We start from the raw sequence: 19,352 nt of genomic DNA, 5'->3' as shown, positions 1-19,352 counted from the left end.
GCTGCCTTCTGGGTGCAAGGACGTCAAAGCTAATAGAGATATCTTTGGGTTCGAAATCTTCCGGAACATGTAATTCTGGAACCATTTCGAACGGATCATTGAAAGCCCCTGGTTGAGTGAACCTGACACTCCCATCTAGAACTCTCACCGTATTCTCAAGTGTCAAATACTTGTATAGAGGCACAATCTCTCCTTGAGTGTTAACAATTTAATAGTGCGCTCATCGCGCATATTTCTGCCGACTTAACGCTCACTTATCTACTTTATATAGTTTTAACAAATTACCTAAGGTATTACTATCACTAAGTTTTCTAAAGTTTTTAGGTGAAGTTAAATAATCCAATTTGCGCGTAGCGCTTATTTTCATGAATATATGCGCAAAGAGCAGTTTAACTAATCAATTAACGACGATATTTAGCCAATATCAATGACCTGTTATTGCTCATAAACGCCTTACTACATTTTTAACTTAAGATAGCTTAGCTTGTGGGGAACTCTTTTAATATGTGCTACAACATTCAACCGCAATGCATACCGTATTAAATCAAATAAGATAAGTATGAAATTTTAATTTGGAATCTCTATTTAATGCTTTGATTAGGTAAAGCCTAAAAACCAAATTCTATTCCCTATGAAGAAAAGCCTATGAGAAAACCCCAAATAAAGAACAGCAATATCGTCGCTACAAGCCTTGCCACATATAGCTGTTCATTCTAGATGTGTGACAAACTATTCCAAAGTTGAATGAGAAAGAACATATAGCGATCTTTTTTGATCAAAATACAGCGATTATCCGATTAAGTGCAACTTGTCATAAAACTGCAATCAAAATAGGTGATAATTTAAACTCGAACTGTATTTTTTATAATCTAGAAGTTGAAGTAAATGAGCACACCAATGACGCAACTCACATTTGCGTTACAATCGTTTGAAGATCCTCTCTCTGCGGCTATGGGCCACACAATGGAATACGAGCAGTTAACCTTGCAAGCCAGTGCTATGCATGAAATAACGCTGCAATGCGTATTGCCTGACGACGCCCACGAAAACGATATTATTTCGCTGAGCGCAACGTATCCCAGTGCCCGTGATGCGCAATACTTTACTGAAAAAGTACTCACTAACGCCGACTTAGAGCGTGGTTATGTGTATTTAACATTAAGTAAAATTACCCAAAGCCACTGCTTAGTAATGCAATTGATGCTGCATGGCTTAAATGCCACTTTAAAAAATAGTTTACAGTTTGATATGCAAGTAAATGCGTTTGAGGCTGGTTATAAAAATCAGCAAGCCCTTAAAAGCCAAACTAAGCCACACGGCGTTAAAAAATACTTTCGGAATATGAGCTCAAGTTTATTTTCGTTTTTTTAATGTGTTGGTATACAAATTTATAAAAACTTAATCAGCAAAACTCACTTTACCCATAGTGACCCCAGCAATACCCTGCGCAGTATTATTTAGGTGTTGCTGCTCACCGGCTAAGCACTCGTTGGCTAAAATAGCAAATAACACAGCCTCTTTTGCATCGGGGTTTATCCCCAAATCATCGGTATTTTTAAACGCTTTAATAGTCGGGCACAGCGCATTAAGGTGCGCCATTAATAATGGGTTATGAATACCGCCACCACTTGCGTACACCACACACTCTTTAGCACTTTGCCCGCATTCGTTTAACGCATTTGCAGTTACCCTCGCGCTAAACATATTTAAAGTTGCCATTACATCTTCATGGCTTAAGTGCTGTGTATTTGTTTGCAGCTGAGCTCCATGCAAATACGCTAAATTAAATACTTCAGGCCCTGTTGTTTTAGGCAGCGCAAGCTCAAAAAAAGTGTTGCTACACAATGCATTTAATAAGAGTGTATTTACCTTGCCAGCTTTAGCTATTTTTGCACCATCATCAAAATGCATGCCTTTAAAGTGCAGCTGTACGTACGCATCCATAATGGTGTTACCTGGGCCTATATCGCTACTAAATACGCTATTTGCATCACCGCTTTTAGGTAAAAACGTTAAATTAGCAATACCACCCATGTTTAATAAAATGCGGTTCTCATTGTGGTTTGCAAAAAATAAGTAATCGCCATATACCGCAAGCGGTGCACCTTCCCCTCCTGCGGCTATGTGTTTTTGCCTAAAGTCACCAATCGTTGTAATGCCGGTAGTAACGGCTATTTGGTCGCTATCGCCAATTTGTAATGTGCCATTAGTAAAGCTTTTATGATTATGCTGCGACTGTGGGCAGTGGTAAATTGTTTGCCCATGACTGGCTATAACATCAATTGTACTAGGGTCCACTTGCCACACTTTTAAGCACTGATTAACCATATTGCCATGGAGCTTACCTACCCACGGATGCAGTAAGGTTACTAGTTCTAAATCGCACTCTCGCTTTGCAAATACCTGCTTTATTTTAGTTTTATAATTGTCGCTATATTCAACGGTGGTAAAATTTAATATTTCAATATGTGTGTTTAAGCCCGCGCCGCTTACCTTACACAGCGCTACATCGAGCCCATCTAACGAGGTACCACTCATTAAACCTACAATTAAACGGCTTGGCTTTTGGGCACTATTATATAGGGCGGCTATGTGTGGGTGCATAAAAGGTATCTTAAACAGTATTATATTTTGCTTATATTAGAGTACTTTAAAACAAAGTTATAGGCGTAAGCGGTTAATCTTTGTGATTGTGCAATCTCTAATTGCTTGCTAAGTTAAACCGTATTCAGCCCATACTTAATTAAAACAATGATTACCCTAAGAGACTTTAAACCAAAGGACGCGCCACATATTATTAATACCTTAAACGATGAACAGGTGACGCGCTTTTTATCGTCTAAAATTCCATTTCCGTATACTCAAGCCGACGCCGATTGGTGGATAAACCAAGGCTCTAAAAGTGGAATAGTTAAGGCCATTGTTGTAGATGAGCAATTTGCGGGGTGTATAGGCATAACGCCCGGAGAGTTCGAGTATAGCCACAGTGGCGAAATAGGCTATTGGCTTAATAGTGACTTTTGGGGGCAAGGAATAATGACTCACGCTATTACAAAAATTTGCGATTACGCGTTTAAAACCTCAAACCTAAACCGTATTTTTGGCGCTATATTTGCTGGTAATACTGGTTCTATAAAGGCACTTACTAAATGTGGTTTTAAGGCCGAGGCTATTCTTAAACAAGCCATTTATAAAAATGGCGCATTTTACGATAGTCATATTTTTAGCAAGCTCAAATAAACCTTTTAGAATAATTACTCCGCTTAAGGTTGAATTAACAGCCCCTCGCCCAAAACTCCTGTTGTAAGGTACAAATTTGTACATACATTTACTACTTAGCGCGCATTATTGTTTATGCCAATCGGGTTATTAAACGCATACACATTCGTTAAGTGGGTTCATATTCAAAAGGAGAATTTTATGTCTGCAACTAGTCGTCAACTTACTTTAGCATCACGCCCACACGGTGCTCCAACCGATAAAAACTTTGAGCTTAAAACAGTCGATTTACCAGCCCTTAAAGATGGCGAGGTACTGCTGCGCACTATTTATTTATCACTTGACCCATACATGCGTGGCCGCATGAGCGACGCAAAGTCGTACGCCGATCCGGTAAACGTGGGTGACGTAATGGTTGGCGCTACCGTGTGCCAAGTAGAAGAGTCTAAAAACGATAAATTTAGCGAAGGCGAGTGGGTACTTGCCTACACAGGTTGGCAAAGTTACGCCATTAGTAATGGCGAAGGCCTTATGCAATTAGGCAAAGAGCCTGCAAATCCTTCGTACGCGCTAGGCATTATGGGTATGCCGGGCTTTACGGCGTATATGGGCCTACTTGATATTGGCACACCTAAAGAAGGCGAAACGGTAGTCGTAGCCGCAGCAACGGGGCCAGTTGGCGCAACCGTTGGACAAATAGCTAAAATCAAAGGCTGTAAAGTGGTAGGCGTTGCTGGTGGCAGCGAAAAATGTGCCCATGCAGTTGAAAAACTGGGGTTTGATGCCTGTATTGATCACAAAGCCGATGACTTTGCAGAGCAGCTAGAAAAAGCATGTGATAACGGTATAGATGTTTATTACGAAAATGTGGGCGGTAAAGTGTTTGATGCCGTATTACCATTGCTTAATACCGCAGCTCGTGTACCGCTTTGTGGTTTAGTATCGCAGTATAACGCCACAAGCTTACCTGAAGGCCCTGATCGTATGGGTATGCTAATGGGGCAGTTGCTTACTAAACGTATTAAAATGCAAGGCTTTATAATTTTTGACGACTACGGTCACCGCTACGATGAATTTGCGCAAGACATGCAAAAGTGGCTACAGGATGGCAAAGTACAATACCGCGAGCACATGGTAGAAGGTATTGAAAACACTGTAAGCGCATTTAACGATATGCTTAGTGGTAAAAACTTTGGTAAAACCGTTGTTAAAATCAACGATGCACTTTAACTAAAATATACAAACACAGCGTTGCTGCAACCAGCAACGCCAACAAGGACTGACATGATAAAACTACATCATTTAAATAAATCGCGCTCAAAACGTATTATTTGGCTTTTAGAAGAACTAGAAGTTGATTACGAAATTGTTGCTTATCAACGTAACAAAGACACATTTTTAGCCCCTGATGAGCTAAAGCAAGTTCACCAACTCGGTAAGTCGCCAGTTATTGAAGACGATGGGTTAATTGTTACCGAATCTGGCGCTATTACTGATTACTTAATTACTAAATACGGTAACGGAAAGTTTGCACCAAAGGCTGGCACCGCTGACTACGTTGATTACCAACAATGGCTGCACTTTGCTGAAAGCTCTGCCATTTTACCGCTACTACTTAAAATGTTTGTGCTTAAAGATGGCGCTAAAACACAATTTTTAGAAGGCTACGCCGACGCTGAAACCGCTAAAGTAATTAGCTACTTTAACGACCGGCTAGAAGGTAAACGTTATTTAGTTGGCGACACCCTAACCGGCGCCGATTTTATGATGTCGTTTATTGTTGAAATTGTTAAAAACTCAGGTCAGCTAGGTCACTTTAAAAACCTGGTAAAATACGACGAGCAATTACAAAGCCACGAGAAGTTTCATACGGCTAATGAGCTAGAAGCTAAATACGACTAATTTTATACGCCTATGACTGTGGAAACACAGTCATAGCAAACATTTTTGCTGCTCTGTTTTATTTACACTAATTTGCTCAAGCGTATTAAAATTCAATTAAAAATAATTTATCTGGATCATTGTGCTGTAGAGTAAAACTCTAAAGTTCTCATTTTTAGTCAACCAATCGATAACCCACGGCCGGTTCAGTTAAAATATATTTTGGACTCGCAGGGTTAGCCTCTAGTTTTTGTCTAAGCTGTGCCACATGGACTCTTACGTATTCAGGTCGCTCTACATACTGCGCCCCCCAGATATGGCTTAAGATTGCATTATGGGTGAGTACTTTATTTTTATTTTGAAACAGCAATAAGAGTATTGCGTACTCTTTTTTAGTGAGTTTTACCTCACCTCCAGAAGCAGTAACACTGTGCTTTTGCGGATCTATTTTTATATTCCCGCAGGTAAATGCCACACTCGGTTGGCTTTGGGTGCGTAATAAAACCCGAATTCGGGCTAGCAACTCATTCGCGCTAAACGGTTTAGTAATATAGTCATTTGCCCCATTATCAAGCGCTGTGACTTTTTCAACTTCGCCATCTCGAGCTGAGAGTACTAAAACAGGTAAGGCACTCCATTGTCTAAACTCAATTAACCAGTCTTGACCATCCATGTCTAAAAGGCCCAAGTCTAACAATACAAGATCGTAACTTTGCTCACTTAAACGTGCAAAGCCATCTAACCCTTTATCACAAATACTTAGCTCGTAGCCACTGGCTTGCAACAAAGTTTTTAAAAAGCTTTGAAGGGGGGGAGAATCTTCTAATATCAAGATTTTAGTCATTACTTTTTTCCCAGATTAACTTTGCGTACGCCATATTTGTTTCGTTATTAATTGTTAATGTAAATGTGCCCTGATGAAATTTAGCAACCACATCACAAATAATGCTGCCTAACCCAACGCCTTCATTGCTACTTGTTTGCGCTTTAGTGATCACGTTATTAGTGAGAATTAGCTGATAACATATCTTTTGCTGATTGCTACTTCGAGTAAATTCAACGCTCACCTTTTTATCACCATAACGCCATGCATTTTCGAGCATATTAGCCAGCGCAATTTCTAACAAAGTCACATCCCCTTCGCATGTTGTCTGAGCGTCTATATTGGTATTTATGACAAAATCAGTGAGTTGCTGCTGCCTTCTAGCTTTAGCTTCACTAAGTAGTGCTTGTAAGTTTATTGTTTGCCAACTTAGGTTTTCACCCATTTTATTAACTCGGCTTAACTCCATTACTTTATCAAAGTGCTCATTTAGTATTTTACTTTGCTCATAAATATTACTCGCTTGCTCTTTTATCACGATGTCACTGAGTGTAATCTCATCATCTGCAAGCATGCTCGATGCGCCCATAATAGTCGCCAGTGGTGTGCGTAAATCGTGAGACAAACTGCGTAAAAGTGCATTTTTAGCGCGCTCTAATTCCGCTTGCACCGAAATAGCAGCCGACTGTTGGCGTAATAATGTTTTTTCATGTACCTGATAAAGAAGCGAAATAGCGGTGTCAGCAAAGGATTTTTGCCCTTGCGTTAACCGTTTAGTAAAATTAAACCCGCCCCAGCTAGGGTTAACCTCACTAAGCAATATAAACTCACTATTGCCCTGCGATGCTGCAGGTATAAATGTACAAGATGCGTTTAAATGCTTACTGATGCGCTGCACAAAGTACTTTTTTTGTTCATCCAGCGTATCTAGGCTGTTTAAGTCTTTGGCCAGTTCGTACAAGGTGCGACTATTACTTGCATGTAATTGCACATCCCTAACTTTAGTACTGAGCTCCCCTGCCAATTGGCTGATCACAAAACCAACAATGAGCATAACCATAAAGGTTACTAAATATTCTATGTTTTCAATATGAAAAGTAAAATTTGGAGCAACAAAAAACCAATCTGTACACGCTACACTCACTAAGGTGGTCAGTATGGCAAGACGACGATTACTGCGCACAGCAACCCAAGTCACCCATAATAACTGAAGCATCACGATATCGGTGGTAGTAAACCAATTACGCACAGGGTAAATGGCAATAACAACAATTAATGGCATTATTACTGCCAAAAACAATGCGTTATACCAACGTGGTTTAGCCTCTGCCTGATTCATTAATTATTCCTCTAACATTTGAGCACCTAGATTACTGCCTTTTCGATATTGCCTCTATAAAGTTTTTATAAAGTTTTTTATCTGATTCGTTAAATCTTTATAAAGCTTTTAACGCCTACCTTCATTGTTACTTTAATAACTCATATTCTAACTTCAGCAGAAGGAGTAATAGGTGTGTTGGGTTGGATAAAAATAGTGATGCTTACAGCCTATGTATTAACTGTTTATTGACCAAATGAACTTTACCACTTCTCTCTTTTAACTTTAATTTAGGTATCAACATGGCACATTTTACAGTGATCGGATTAGGTCGATTTGGCATTGCAGCAAGCCTTGAGTTAATTCATTTAGGGCATACAGTCACTGGGGTTGATAGTAACCCTAAACTCGCTGAAAAATATGTTGAGCATTTATCTGAAACCGTTATTTGCGACTCCACTGATGAAGCCGCACTTAAAGAGCTTGATTTAGCGAGTAGTCAGGCAGTTTTAGTGGCGATTGGAGAAGACATGCAATCGAGCATTCTGTGCACCCTTGCATTAAAAAACCTAGCTGTTAAGCAAATATGGGTAAAAGCGAGCACTAAAGCCCATCACACAATTATTTCTAAGCTAGGTGTAACACGCATTATTCATCCTGAAGAAGAAATGGGCGTGCGCGTTGCACAAGCGCTTAATTACCCTGTAGTAAACGACTATATTTCCTTAGGCAATGGCTTATACGTTGTTGAAGTAAGTATAAAAGCGCACTTACATAAAACAAAACTAGGGCATTTACTTAAAGAAATAAAAGGCACTGTAAACCCATTATTGGTCAAGCGCGCAAAGCAAACGTTTGTCAAACTTGATGACGACTTTGAGTTACTTACCTACGACACTTTACTGTTATCAGGTAATCGAGTCGAACTAAACTATCTTGCACCAAGGCTTTTATAATTATGGTTTTATGGCACCCTCTCAAAACACCTATAGATCGAAAAGCCAATGGGCATAAAAAACTCAATGCGGCTCCACCGCTTGTTCTCTGCTGTAGTTTTTTAATATTAATAACGCTAGGGGCGTTGGCGTTAAAACTACCTTTTGCAACCTATGAGCCTATTTCATGGATACAAAGTGCGTTTACAGCTACCTCCGCGGTGACTGTAACCGGATTAGTTGTAGTTGATACAGGTTCAGTATTTACTCCTTTTGGACAAGGCGTTATTGCGCTATTAATTCAACTAGGTGGTCTGGGTTTAATGACCTTTGCGGTTGTAACTTTAATGGCGCTGGGTAATAAAGTTGGCTTTATTCAAAAAACAGTGACCAAAGCAGCCTTTAATCAAACAGATACATCTACTTTGGTAAATACCGCTAAGTCTGTTTTGCTGTTTGCGCTAATCGTTGAATCTTTAGGCATTATTATTTTAACGCTGTATTGGCTACCCGAAATGGGCTTACAAAAAAGCTTTTTCCATGCACTTTTTTATACTATTAGCGCTTTTAACAATGCAGGGTTTGCATTGAGCCCCAATAGCTTAATGCTGTATGTAGAAGACCCCGTTGTAAATTTAACAATTACCTGTTTGTTTATTATTGGTGGCCTAGGCTTTACCGTATTAACCGATTTATATAAATCAAAGCGTTGGGCTAAGCTCAGTCCCTACAGTAAATTAATGCTGATCAGCACTGTTATTATTAACGTTATTGCATTGTTGCTTATTTACGTAATTGAATACGATAATCCAAAAACACTGCAGCCGTTATCTGAAATAGGGAAATGGCTAGCAGCTTGGTTTCAAGCCGTTACCCCTCGTACTGCGGGGTTTAATACCATTGCTATTGAAGAGTTAAAAAATGCAAGTACCGCTTTAACTATGATGCTTATGTTTATCGGTGGCGGCTCTTTGAGTACTGCAAGTGGCATAAAGGTCGTTACGTTTATCGTTTTAATATTAGCAACCTATAGCTACTTAAGGCGTGACAAAGGCGTCACCGTGTTACGCCGAGAAATAGACAAAGATTCAGTGTATAAAGCATTAGCCTTAACCGTTATTTCAGCGGGAGTCACTTGGTTGGCTATTTTTACATTACTGGTCGTTGAAGATGCACCTTTTTTAGATATTGCTTTTGAAGCGGTATCGGCACTGGGTACGGTAGGACTTTCACGTGGTTTAACGTCATCGTTATCACCGCTGGGGGAGTTTATCATTATGTTTTTAATGTTTATGGGCAGAATAGGCCCGCTCACTCTCGCCTACTTTTTAGCAAGTCCACGAAGTAAAAAACTAAGATACCCAAGCGCACAACTCTCTATTGGTTAAAAACACAAACGCGGGTTTATTAGTTAGTCCGTATTTTTAAATACCGGCTATTTCGCGCTCTGCAATACACTCGTTCGAGGCCATTTCAAACTCACGGCAAGTAAGTGGGCGGTTTTCATAAATGGTACACATTAGCGTATTGCGGTCGAGTGCTTGGCACCAACCATCATCGCCGCGTTTCATTACTTCGCTGCCCCACTTGTCGTAATCAATGTACTGAAAAGGCACACCGGTGTCGGTTACTATGCGCACTTCTAATTGGCAACAACACGCTTGGCAGTTAGCGCAGGTTACGGACTCTGGTGTAGAGGAAATAGTTTTACTTGGAATAACAGTGTTAGGCATAGTGGCTTAAATAAAAGAAACACGCTAAGTAGGATACACGAGCAGGCTAAACGTGCTAGTTAATTTTAATGGTGAACAAATAGAATAATAAAAAGCGTGCTACTCGTTAACACGCTTTATTGTTGGCATTTAATTTTAAATTAAAAGTTTAATACCACCTTCACATCATCAGACACGGCAGATGCCGAAACAAACCCAATCGTATTTGGGTTAGCTGCAACCATTTTGATCACCTCTGAGTCATTTTCTAGCTCTTTGGGTGGTGTTCCTTTTCCCGTAAAAATAAGCTTTGACCAATAGGCTCTTAACTGCGACGCACTTTTATTAAGCAGTTTACTGTTAAACTGCTCCGTAGTCGGATTTTTTGAATCTTGTGATATTGGAATGATCGTATTGCCATTACTAAACGACTTTTCTTTTCCGGTATAAATTCGACTAATGACGGACTCATCAAAACTACTCTCGTTTGAAGGATGTACAATAATAGCAAAATCAGCAAAGGCAACATTGCTAAACAAAAACAGTACACATAACATTAATTTTTCATTTTTAATTCCCCTTAAAATACAACATCAACACCAAGCGTGATTGCTTTACTATCACCCGCTACCGCTAACTCGAATGAATCATCTTTTACCCTGTCGTACTGCATTTTGAGTGCCGCCGAAGGATGAAAATCCCAACGAACCCCCACCGCAAAGGTATTATGGCTTTCAGTATCTCCCTCACCTTCTTGCTCAAAATCTGAAAACATCACATAAGGCGTAATTGCATCAAACCGATACCCTGCACTGATCATATAAGTGTCTAGGTTTCCGTCTAGATCTAAACGGTTAAGTTCGCTTAGTACAAAAAAGTCGCCAAAATCAAAATTGGCAGCTAAGCCATAGAATTTGCCATCACGGCTATCTTTTCCATCCCATAAAACCGGCTCTCCAGAACGAAAGCGTTTATTAGTGTATTGCATATGCGTTACTCTCAATTCAAGCCAATCATGGCTTAACGAAAGTACACCACCTAGCATATCTTCCCAAATTTCTCGGGTAGGCTCTTGAAAGAAAAAGTCTGATAGCAGTTTGTTGTCGTCATCGTCTTCTTTACCAGCATACACATTAGCAGACACACCCCACTCTCCAATCGAGCCAGAATAGAGAAGGTTTATGCCTTCATAGTTAAATACTTGCCATGTATAATTGTCGGCAGGTTACGCATCCATACATATGCGTAACCTACGTCAAAAAAATCTGAGTAATAAAAAAGAGGCAAACGCTTTTTACCTGCTTGAACCGTCCAATTATCATTTATTTCGTACGAAATATATGCCCACTCAAAATTAGCATCAAAATCGTTTACACCTCGGGCAACAATTTGACCTGTGACAGATAAGCCCTCACCAAGGTCCCCCGACACTTGTATACCAATTAACGACTCTGGAGAGAAAGATAAGTCTTCTGTGTAGCCACTCACATTAGGGTAGTCAGCCAAAAAGGTTGGCTCAACACCATATTGCGGCACACCACTTCCACTGAGTACTTTACCCGCGTTAATACTTGCAAAGCCTGAAATATTAATTTCAGCGTAACTAGTCCCTGAAATAAACACTCCTAACAGCATCAATTTTTGCAGTTTCATCGTTCACCTCGTTTTATATGACCTTAATAGTCATGTTGAGTATAGTTAAACGCTGAAAAAACAAACAAAAATTTAACATTTTTATAATTATGCAGGTTTGATCATTACTTTAATGGCTATCTGCCAAGCAGTGTGGCTTTTATATCGCTATACCGCTGTTGCTCACAAAGCGCAAATCCGCTGAGTTGGCGTACCTTATTACGAGCAAACAATGGCACGCTCATACCCGCTAAAAAACGGCACTGGGTTTCAACACCCACGTTATGAACTCCCTTTATGGCCATATGCGCTATAAACTCGTCTACCTTTTGATAAATAACCTCATCTGCAATAGTTACAGGCACTAGTGAGTATTCTAATTTTACAGCATTACCACGGCATACACTGCAATGCCCGCACTGTACTGGCGCATTTTGGTCGTCAAAGTAGCGCGCTAAGTTATAACTCAGGCAAGTTTGTAGCTCAAAAAAGCGCACTAAAGCAGCAATTCGTTTTATTTCAGCTTGTTCTTTTTCAGCAAAGTAGTGGTGTAACTGCTGGGCAAGCTCTGGGTTATTTATAACTTCACTATGCACTTTATATACTTGGGTAATGCGTTTGGTTTCAAGCGTTATAAGGTTTTTTTCGGCTAGGTAGTCAAGCGCGGCCACAACCCGTTTACGGTCAACCTGCGCGGCTTGGGTAAGGGTGTCAAAATTGAGCGTGCCCCATATTTTTTTAAAATCGGTATGGCTAAATATTTGCGTTAAAAAGGTTTGGCGCTGCTCGTCAAACTGGCTAAGTAGCTCGTTTTTATCAACCAAAAACTTGTATTTAAAATCGGCATAATAGGCGTACTGCGGCGTAATTGCGCCTTGCATTTCAAGTTGAACCAGTAATGTTTTAAGTGCTAATTGGCGAATATTACTTTCGCTTGAAAGGCTGTATTCTTGCATTTCCCATTGCTGTTGGGCTTGGCGAATATCGTTAATTACATATTCAATGCCACTCAGCTCAGGGGTGTCGCCATATACAAAGTTTTCTACTGTGTTTAGGCCATCTAAATTAGCAAGCGTGTAGCAGTTTGATGGGTTGCCATCGCGCCCTGCGCGGCCAATTTCTTGGCTGTAGTTTTCAATCGATTTTGGTAAATCGTAATGAATAACAAAACGAATGTCTGATTTATCAACCCCCATGCCAAAGGCAATAGTGGCGACCACTACATTTATTTTTCCCGCCATAAAATCATCTTGAATTTGCCCGCGTAGGGTGTCTTCAAGCCCGGCATGATACGCCACCGCTTGCAGGCCCTGTGCGCTTAACATATTGGCCACTTGCTCAGCACTTTGCTGCAGTGTTACATACACAATACCTGGGCCATTTTGCGCACGCACTATGTTTGTAAGTTCGGTGTTTTTATCAGCCGTTTTTACACTTAGCACGCTTAAATCGAGGTTAGCGCGGTAAAAGCCAGTTTGTACAATGCACTCAGGGGCAATATTAAAACGCTCGCTCATGTCGCGTTTTACTTTTTTAGTGGCGGTGGCGGTAAGCAATAGTACTAGTGGAATATTTAGCTCTTCGCGATATCGCGGTAGTTTTAAGTAGTCAGGTCTGAAGTTATGCCCCCATTCAGATATACAGTGCGCCTCATCTACCACCAGCATAGACAGCGCAACCTGGCTTATAAACTCTCTGAATCGCTCGTTTTTAAAGCGCTCTACCGACACCATTAACACTTTAATTTTACCATTTCGCACATCGTTCATTACGGTGCTGCTTTGCATTTGGTCTTGGCTAGAATCAAGGCTTGCCGCGTAAATACCTTTGCTATTTAAAAAACTAATTTGATCTTTCATTAAGGCTAGTAATGGCGACACCACTAACGTTAAGTTTTCTAAATGCATAGCCGTTAGCTGATAACACAACGACTTACCCGACCCTGTAGGGAATATAGCAAGGGACGATTGCCCATTTAAAAGCTGCTCTATAGTTTGCTGCTGCCCTGCTCTAAACTGGTTAAAACCAAAATGTTGCTCAAGTGATTGTAAAAGCGGCGTATTCATAAAAATGTCCTTTTTGGCGTTGATAACACAGGGCTATAACAGAAAAATGCAGCCTAGATGAAGTATTTGCAAGTTAGTATACCGTAAATTAGGTGATTTACTGCTGACATATCCATTATTTAGGCGCACACTATAGCCCCATAAAAGTGAGCTTTGCCAAAATAATTTTCGATACCCAAGTCATTTTAAAAATAATAAAACAGATTGCTTGGGTATATTATTTTTAAGGGCGTAGTCATGAACATAACCACTCCTAAAATCGTCGTTATTGGCGGCGGCGCTGGCGGATTAGAGCTTGCAACTCAATTAGGGCATAAACTAGGAAAGAAAAAACACGCAGAAATTTTATTAATAGACAAAAACCGCACCCACATATGGAAGCCATTACTGCACGAAGTAGCCACAGGCTCTATTGACCCCGATTTAGATGGCGTAGTTTACTCTGCCCATGCCGCAAAACATCATTATAACTTCCAACTTGGTACCTTTTGTAACATCGACCAAAGTAATAAAACAATTACTCTCGCACCACTTTTTGACGAACTTGGCCACACTATTTTGCCCAAACGCACTGTACGCTACGACCACCTTGTTATTGCTATTGGCAGTGTAAGTAACGACTTTAATACCCCAGGCATAAAAGAGCATTGCTACTTTTTAGATTCAAACCAGCAAGCTGAGCGTTTTCAGCATTCTTTGCTCGATAGCTTTACCCGCCTTCATCAAGACGACAACCAGCAACAATCTCTTGATATTGCCATTGTGGGCGGGGGCGCAACAGGCGTTGAACTATCAGCTGAGCTTTACCATGTGTCTGAATTACTAAAGCTTTACGGCCTTACAAACATGTCGTCTAAACGTTTGCACATTCATTTAATTGAAGCCGGTCCACGTATTTTACCTGCATTACCAGAGCGTATTGCCGTAAGTGCCAAACGCGAGCTGTTAAAATTGGGCGTAAACGTGCGAGAGCAAACACAGGTAAAAGAAGCCACCGAGCAAGGCTTTATAACAAAAGACGAAGAACACATAGATGCCGATATTATGGTATGGGCGGCAGGCGTAAAAGCGCCAGATTTTATTAAAGACTTAGGTGTTTTTGAGCTTACCCGCAGCAACCAAATTCAAGTAAACAAGTTCTTACAAAGCACCGTAGATGAAAGTATTTTTGTACTTGGCGATTGCTGCGCCTTTACCCAAGAAGACGGAAAACTTGTACCACCGCGTGCACAATCGGCCCATCAAATGGCACAATGTGTTGAAAAAAATCTTATTGCAACACTTAAACACCAGCCGCTAAGCGAGTTTAAATACAGCGACCACGGCTCTCTCGTTAACTTATCGCGCTACAGCACGGTAGGTAATTTAATGGGTAACTTAACCAGCAACACCTTTTTTATTGAAGGTAAAATAGCCCGCTTTATGTATATATCGCTGTATCGCATGCACCAACGCGCCATACACGGTAGCGCAAAAACCTTTGCATTATGGATAAGCGAAAAGGTACTACGTGTTGTGCGCCCTAAAATGAAATTGCACTAATAAATTAAGTACGCTCACAACACCACAAAAAGCTTTAACAGTTAATAAGTATTCTCTCTTAAAGCTTTTTTGCACTTTGCGTACCTAAAGTAGTAGGATGTGAGAATATTTTAATAACATCAAGGGATTGGCGGTTATGAAAAAGCTACTTATCGGACTTATAATTATAGCGACTTTGGCAGTATATTTATTTAAAACCCAGCCTAACACAGCAGCTATAGAGCAGAACAACGTGGTTGCACCTAATGCCACTGAGCCTAATTTAGTTAATAAAAAGCAGCCCGCAGAAGGCACACCGCTACGAATAGTCATAGATCTAAAAAAAGATATTCGCCTTTGCAGAGATCAATCACAGCAACAACATATAAAAATAAATAATTTAAACCAATCGCTTGTTTCATTTTTTGTAATTGAGCTTAAAAAAGGGACGTTGGTCCCTACGCTTTTAAAGTATGCAAACCTATCAGAAATCTATAAGCGTCAATACATTGCCCTTTTAAGAGATGCCATAGTTGCAGAGCAAAAACAGCAGCTTAATATTACTAGCTCTTTAAACGAGTTAGCTAATTGGCAAGGCATTGAGGCAATTAAAGGTTTCACCAATGATAAAGTAAAAGGAATGATTCAACAGCTTGGAGATAATAAGCATAGCCCTCCTGGGCTTTCTATGAGCCTACCGCTTGATGAAAATGTACAAAAAGAAACACTTTATGCTTTATTAAACAACACTGATACATTTACCACTTACTCTAAAACGTTTATTAAACTTGAGGGCAGTGAGGTTATTTCCCCGGCTACATTGTTTGTACTTAATGCAAATAAATTTACCCCAAAAGAATTTGAGCAGGCAATTTCATCTAACCAATTTACAGTAAATGAAGTGGCTACTGCGATTAAAAACAACATTCCTAATGAGTATATTTTTGCGCTTATAAAGCAGGTGCCGGCACTGAATGCTATGCCGCTATACGAAGAAAAATCTGTTTTGTATAACGTAGCTGATATTGCCGTAAGCCAGTTTAATTTACCGCTTGTAAAAGCATTGCAACAACTAGGCGTAACACCAACCAATCAGCCAGGCTTATTTACGGGTTTAGATGTTGCAATAGTAAACCTGCCTAAAAGTGGTAACTTAACGCTAGCCCCTTTAGATGCAAAGCATACTCAAATGTTAAACTACCTTACAGAGCAGGGCTATAAAGCTCATAGCGGTAATGCTAATGACGATCCAAATAACAAAGGCGTTTTTTTTGTAAGTGACTTTATTTACCAGCAAGGCGCCTATATTAATGCGCAGAAAAACCCTGAGCAATATGATTACTTTAATTCTATTGGTAAAATAGACAACACCACAATGCCTCAAGTGAGTGACCCCGATAATTCTGATGTTGCACGCTTTTTAGTAAATTTGAAGCAACAAAAGGAAGATCTAGATAATAATAGGCAAAACTGTGAACTATTACAGCAGCAGTTAAGTGATACTGAGCAATTACACTCTACTATGCAAGCATATAATACGGTGCTAGAGGTAAAAAAAGAGCACGGTAATAACTTCGAATATGTTTTGCAAGAACAAGACCCCGTATTAGTTAATTACTGGTGGAGTATGCTAAGTAATCAGCTTTCAAACGATAGAAGTCATAGCGATTTCAGCGAATATTTGTCTAAAGAAAATTACCAAAAAGCTTATGAGTACAGCCTTAGTACACCATTAACTCAAACAGAAACTGATACACTTTTTACATTACTGCTATTAGAGCCTCATGACTTTATAACGATCTGGGAAAGCCGAATTGAACCTAAGCAACCAAGTGATTTAGCAAGATTAAGTCGTTTTCCGCTTGAGCATTGGCAAAAGCTAAAACAAGCTGGTTTTGATTTTTCGATTACCGACATATTTGGCCGCGACGTATACATACAGGCAATGTTTGCCTCAAACGATATAGTACAATTTTTAATTGATAATAAAATACCGACTGTTCCCAGTAAGCTTGGTGTAGATATACTCGACTTAGCACTAGAGCAAAGTTATACAAAAGGTGAGCTAAGCCCAATGATTCCTTTAGCTTTACAGCTTGTTGAAAAATTTGAGCCCAATCACTTAGCCCGCGTTGCCAGATTAAAAATGTTTTACCCTGAGGTTTATCAACAGTTAATTCAGCTAAACCCAGCGCTTAAGCCTGCCCTGGGCACAGAGCTAAATCATTATATGTTTGATAATCACTAAATAACCCGCTAAGCACGCTAACGCCAATTAGCGTGCCATTTAATGTCTTTAATATTTAACATTCCATGTGTAGAGTATTTAAAACAATTAAAGGATTAGGGCAATGACGGGAAAAACACTAGTTTTTAACTTTGATGGCACAGGAAATGAGCCCCGTGACGCAGACCAATTTAGCTCAGAGCATTTTAAAGAAGACAGTAGTATTTCTAACATTGTTAAGCTGCACTTATTATTAGGCGGCAAACTTGATGGTTCCCCCACTACACCTTTCTCGCAACAATTGAGCTTTTATTATCAAGGTATTGGCACTAAAGGCAGCCGGTTAAAACGCATTTTAAACCAAACTTTAGCGCCACGTGGTGACGATGTTGCCAGTATTTTAAATCAAGCCATGCGTGATTTTAAAACGCATTACCAACTAGGCGATACCCTTTTACTTACCGGTTTTAGCCGAGGTGGCGCTCTCGCTAGGCGTTTTGCAAAAATTCTGGAACCTTTGATTAGTAATAATGTGTACGTATGTGTATTTGATACCGTGGCCTCAATTGGCTTATCAAAAGTGAGTAAAGCTACACGCGGCGCAGAGCACGTTATTTTTGAAAACCACACCATTGCTAATAATATTTCACAAGCACTGCACTGCGTGGCACTTGATGAAAAACGCCGTGCGTTTGAGCCTACGCTGATGAACCATCAAAATAACATTACTGAACTGTGGTTTGCAGGCGCGCATTCAGACATTGGCGGTGGATACTACCGTGATGGTTTAGCTGATATTTGCTTACGTTATGCACTTGAGTGGATTATTGAGCAGCCGTTAGCTATTTCATTGTTAACAAGTCACGATATTAACTACAAAACTCTTCTTCCAGATAGTAATTTAATTGCACAAGACGATCTCACTGTTATCCCCGACTCACTTGCACTGAGCCACCAGCAAAATTACTTTTGGTTAAACTCGTTCTTCAAGCTAGTAGATAGAGAGTGCTTTGTGCTGGTGGATAACGAAGCGAGTAATATTAAGCCATTAGTTCACCACAGTGTAGCTACACGAATTAATAAACTCACCAGCTACCGTCCAGAGTCACTTAAAAAACAGTCATACAACGTTAGCTACAGTGACAACAGCACCTTAAGTTTTACCGGCTTAAGTGCGCACATTACGCTTGCCAACCAAAATATGAGCGTATTAAGTATTGGCCAAAGCCAAGATGTGGTGGTATTCGCCAGTGAGTTTTATAACAAAACGGGCTTAATGCTCGAGCAAGGTGCAACCTATCGCTTTACTCCCTACCCTGATCAACATTGGTTTGACGACGGCATAAAGTGTACACCTAAGGGATGGCATCGCGATGACGTGCAATTAGGCGTTAAAGAAATTCCAATGGCGTTACTTGAACCATTCAGACGACTTCCAGATGCTCAGTGGTTCTCATTAGTTGGTGCAATTAATAATAACGAAGAATTTTTATTTAAAATAGCTAATGACGCTACGGTGACTATTACTAAATCAGGTGAATTTAGTCCCTTCGCCAATGACTTAAGCCGCTTTTATGGCGCCAATGCAGGAAAAATAAAAGTAAAAGTAAGCCGCATAAGTTAAATGGGCTGAAGACGCGCAGCTTGATGGCGTTTAAAAGCAACGCTTTAACTGGGAACCACCGAGAAGCGAAGAAGAATACCTAGAGAAGTGACTAAACGATACGGGTGTTTTCAATGTGTAGCGCGAAGCACCTCGGTTTACTCGGTGGTCATATACAGATAACTTATACTAATTTGCTTTGGCTGCTCGTTTACTCCTCTCTCTTCTCTTTGTGCATTTTTGTATTAAAGATCAATAAATCACAAAGAGGTTTAGAGACGCTTCACTTTTAGAGAAGTAAATAGCATCTTGCGCGAGCAAGCTTCGCGCCTACAGCTTTCACTTCTCATTTGCTCCTCATTTACTTCTCTTTGTGCATTTTTGTATTAAAGATCAATAAATCACAAAAGGGTTT

At 40.1% G+C, this 19,352-nt stretch carries 15 protein-coding genes and 1 pseudogene; 9 read left to right on the top strand and 7 right to left on the bottom strand.

Going from position 1 to position 19,352, the window contains the following annotated elements:
• Positions 1-885: 885 nt before the first annotated feature.
• Positions 886-1,371, top strand: coding sequence for a hypothetical protein (locus tag P20480_RS06250; protein ID WP_024032946.1), 486 nt, complete (start codon positions 886-888; stop codon positions 1,369-1,371).
• 27 nt (positions 1,372-1,398) lie between these two features.
• Here the strand turns inward: P20480_RS06250 and P20480_RS06255 are convergent, their stop codons facing one another.
• Positions 1,399-2,604: an anhydro-N-acetylmuramic acid kinase gene (locus P20480_RS06255; RefSeq protein ID WP_008130884.1), complete on the bottom strand. Its 1,206-nt coding sequence runs from the start codon at positions 2,602-2,604 to the stop codon at positions 1,399-1,401.
• A 147-nt stretch (positions 2,605-2,751) separates the two neighbouring features.
• Here P20480_RS06255 and P20480_RS06260 point away from each other — a divergent pair, with 147 nt between their 5' ends.
• The 3 genes from P20480_RS06260 (at position 2,752) to P20480_RS06270 (ending at position 5,121) form a co-directional block, all read left to right on the top strand.
• Positions 2,752-3,240 (top strand): GNAT family N-acetyltransferase, encoded by a 489-nt coding sequence (locus tag P20480_RS06260; RefSeq protein WP_008130883.1) that lies wholly within the window; start codon positions 2,752-2,754, stop codon positions 3,238-3,240.
• A 180-nt stretch (positions 3,241-3,420) separates the two neighbouring features.
• Positions 3,421-4,449: an NADP-dependent oxidoreductase gene (locus P20480_RS06265; protein WP_008130881.1), complete on the top strand. Its 1,029-nt coding sequence runs from the start codon at positions 3,421-3,423 to the stop codon at positions 4,447-4,449.
• 54 nt (positions 4,450-4,503) lie between these two features.
• Positions 4,504-5,121: a glutathione S-transferase family protein gene (locus P20480_RS06270; protein ID WP_006793540.1), complete on the top strand. Its 618-nt coding sequence runs from the start codon at positions 4,504-4,506 to the stop codon at positions 5,119-5,121.
• A gap of 154 nt (positions 5,122-5,275) precedes the next feature.
• Here the strand turns inward: P20480_RS06270 and P20480_RS06275 are convergent, their stop codons facing one another.
• Positions 5,276-5,944, bottom strand: a complete 669-nt coding sequence (locus P20480_RS06275; RefSeq protein ID WP_008130878.1) for a response regulator — start codon at positions 5,942-5,944, stop codon at positions 5,276-5,278.
• The gene (locus P20480_RS06280) at positions 5,937-7,262 is read right to left on the bottom strand and encodes a DUF4118 domain-containing protein (protein ID WP_008130877.1); all 1,326 of its coding nucleotides are present in this window, start codon (positions 7,260-7,262) and stop codon (positions 5,937-5,939) included. The genes P20480_RS06275 and P20480_RS06280 overlap by 8 nt, the downstream gene beginning before the upstream one ends.
• Before the next feature lie 281 nt (positions 7,263-7,543).
• On the opposite strand from P20480_RS06280, the gene P20480_RS06285 reads away from it, so the two are divergent.
• Positions 7,544-8,197, top strand: a complete 654-nt coding sequence (locus P20480_RS06285; RefSeq protein WP_008130875.1) for a potassium channel family protein — start codon at positions 7,544-7,546, stop codon at positions 8,195-8,197.
• Between the two features lie 2 nt (positions 8,198-8,199).
• On the top strand, positions 8,200-9,564 hold the full coding sequence (locus P20480_RS06290; protein WP_008130873.1) for a TrkH family potassium uptake protein: 1,365 nt from the start codon (positions 8,200-8,202) through the stop codon (positions 9,562-9,564).
• Positions 9,565-9,600: 36 nt separating this feature from the next.
• Here the strand turns inward: P20480_RS06290 and P20480_RS18370 are convergent, their stop codons facing one another.
• The 4 genes and pseudogenes from P20480_RS18370 to P20480_RS06300 form a co-directional block, all read right to left on the bottom strand.
• Complete coding sequence (locus P20480_RS18370; RefSeq protein ID WP_050547947.1) at positions 9,601-9,909, bottom strand: YkgJ family cysteine cluster protein; 309 nt, start codon at positions 9,907-9,909, stop codon at positions 9,601-9,603.
• 140 nt (positions 9,910-10,049) lie between these two features.
• On the bottom strand, positions 10,050-10,445 hold the full coding sequence (locus tag P20480_RS06295) for a substrate-binding domain-containing protein (RefSeq protein ID WP_008130868.1): 396 nt from the start codon (positions 10,443-10,445) through the stop codon (positions 10,050-10,052).
• Between the two features lie 23 nt (positions 10,446-10,468).
• Positions 10,469-11,541: pseudogene (locus tag P20480_RS18365) on the bottom strand (porin).
• Positions 11,542-11,657: 116 nt separating this feature from the next.
• A complete protein-coding gene (locus tag P20480_RS06300) occupies positions 11,658-13,586 on the bottom strand; it encodes a RecQ family ATP-dependent DNA helicase (protein ID WP_008130862.1) in 1,929 nt (642 codons plus the stop codon).
• 237 nt (positions 13,587-13,823) lie between these two features.
• Between P20480_RS06300 and P20480_RS06305 the strand changes: the two genes are divergently transcribed.
• The 3 genes from P20480_RS06305 (at position 13,824) to P20480_RS06315 (ending at position 18,958) form a co-directional block, all read left to right on the top strand.
• A complete protein-coding gene (locus P20480_RS06305) occupies positions 13,824-15,128 on the top strand; it encodes an NAD(P)/FAD-dependent oxidoreductase (RefSeq protein WP_008130860.1) in 1,305 nt (434 codons plus the stop codon).
• 136 nt (positions 15,129-15,264) lie between these two features.
• Positions 15,265-17,355, top strand: a complete 2,091-nt coding sequence (locus tag P20480_RS06310) for a hypothetical protein (protein ID WP_008130859.1) — start codon at positions 15,265-15,267, stop codon at positions 17,353-17,355.
• Positions 17,356-17,458: 103 nt separating this feature from the next.
• The gene (locus P20480_RS06315; protein ID WP_008130858.1) at positions 17,459-18,958 is read left to right on the top strand and encodes a phospholipase effector Tle1 domain-containing protein; all 1,500 of its coding nucleotides are present in this window, start codon (positions 17,459-17,461) and stop codon (positions 18,956-18,958) included.
• The last annotated feature ends 394 nt before the right edge of the window (positions 18,959-19,352 follow it).

The organism is Pseudoalteromonas sp. BSi20480 (genome assembly GCF_000241365.1).
GTDB classification, from domain to species: domain Bacteria; phylum Pseudomonadota; class Gammaproteobacteria; order Enterobacterales; family Alteromonadaceae; genus Pseudoalteromonas; species Pseudoalteromonas marina.
Note: the sequence above shows the minus strand (reverse complement) of the source record. Positions and strands in the feature narration are given on the sequence as shown.

Coding starts and splice junctions, on each gene's coding strand:
- P20480_RS06250 (WP_024032946.1), top strand. CDS start 886: ATGAGCACACCAATGACGCAACTCACATTTGCGTTACAATCGTTTGAA.
- P20480_RS06255 (WP_008130884.1), bottom strand. CDS start 2,604: ATGCACCCACACATAGCCGCCCTATATAATAGTGCCCAAAAGCCAAGC.
- P20480_RS06260 (WP_008130883.1), top strand. CDS start 2,752: ATGATTACCCTAAGAGACTTTAAACCAAAGGACGCGCCACATATTATT.
- P20480_RS06265 (WP_008130881.1), top strand. CDS start 3,421: ATGTCTGCAACTAGTCGTCAACTTACTTTAGCATCACGCCCACACGGT.
- P20480_RS06270 (WP_006793540.1), top strand. CDS start 4,504: ATGATAAAACTACATCATTTAAATAAATCGCGCTCAAAACGTATTATT.
- P20480_RS06275 (WP_008130878.1), bottom strand. CDS start 5,944: ATGACTAAAATCTTGATATTAGAAGATTCTCCCCCCCTTCAAAGCTTT.
- P20480_RS06280 (WP_008130877.1), bottom strand. CDS start 7,262: ATGAATCAGGCAGAGGCTAAACCACGTTGGTATAACGCATTGTTTTTG.
- P20480_RS06285 (WP_008130875.1), top strand. CDS start 7,544: ATGGCACATTTTACAGTGATCGGATTAGGTCGATTTGGCATTGCAGCA.
- P20480_RS06290 (WP_008130873.1), top strand. CDS start 8,200: ATGGTTTTATGGCACCCTCTCAAAACACCTATAGATCGAAAAGCCAAT.
- P20480_RS18370 (WP_050547947.1), bottom strand. CDS start 9,909: ATGCCTAACACTGTTATTCCAAGTAAAACTATTTCCTCTACACCAGAG.
- P20480_RS06295 (WP_008130868.1), bottom strand. CDS start 10,445: ATGTTATGTGTACTGTTTTTGTTTAGCAATGTTGCCTTTGCTGATTTT.
- P20480_RS06300 (WP_008130862.1), bottom strand. CDS start 13,586: ATGAATACGCCGCTTTTACAATCACTTGAGCAACATTTTGGTTTTAAC.
- P20480_RS06305 (WP_008130860.1), top strand. CDS start 13,824: ATGAACATAACCACTCCTAAAATCGTCGTTATTGGCGGCGGCGCTGGC.
- P20480_RS06310 (WP_008130859.1), top strand. CDS start 15,265: ATGAAAAAGCTACTTATCGGACTTATAATTATAGCGACTTTGGCAGTA.
- P20480_RS06315 (WP_008130858.1), top strand. CDS start 17,459: ATGACGGGAAAAACACTAGTTTTTAACTTTGATGGCACAGGAAATGAG.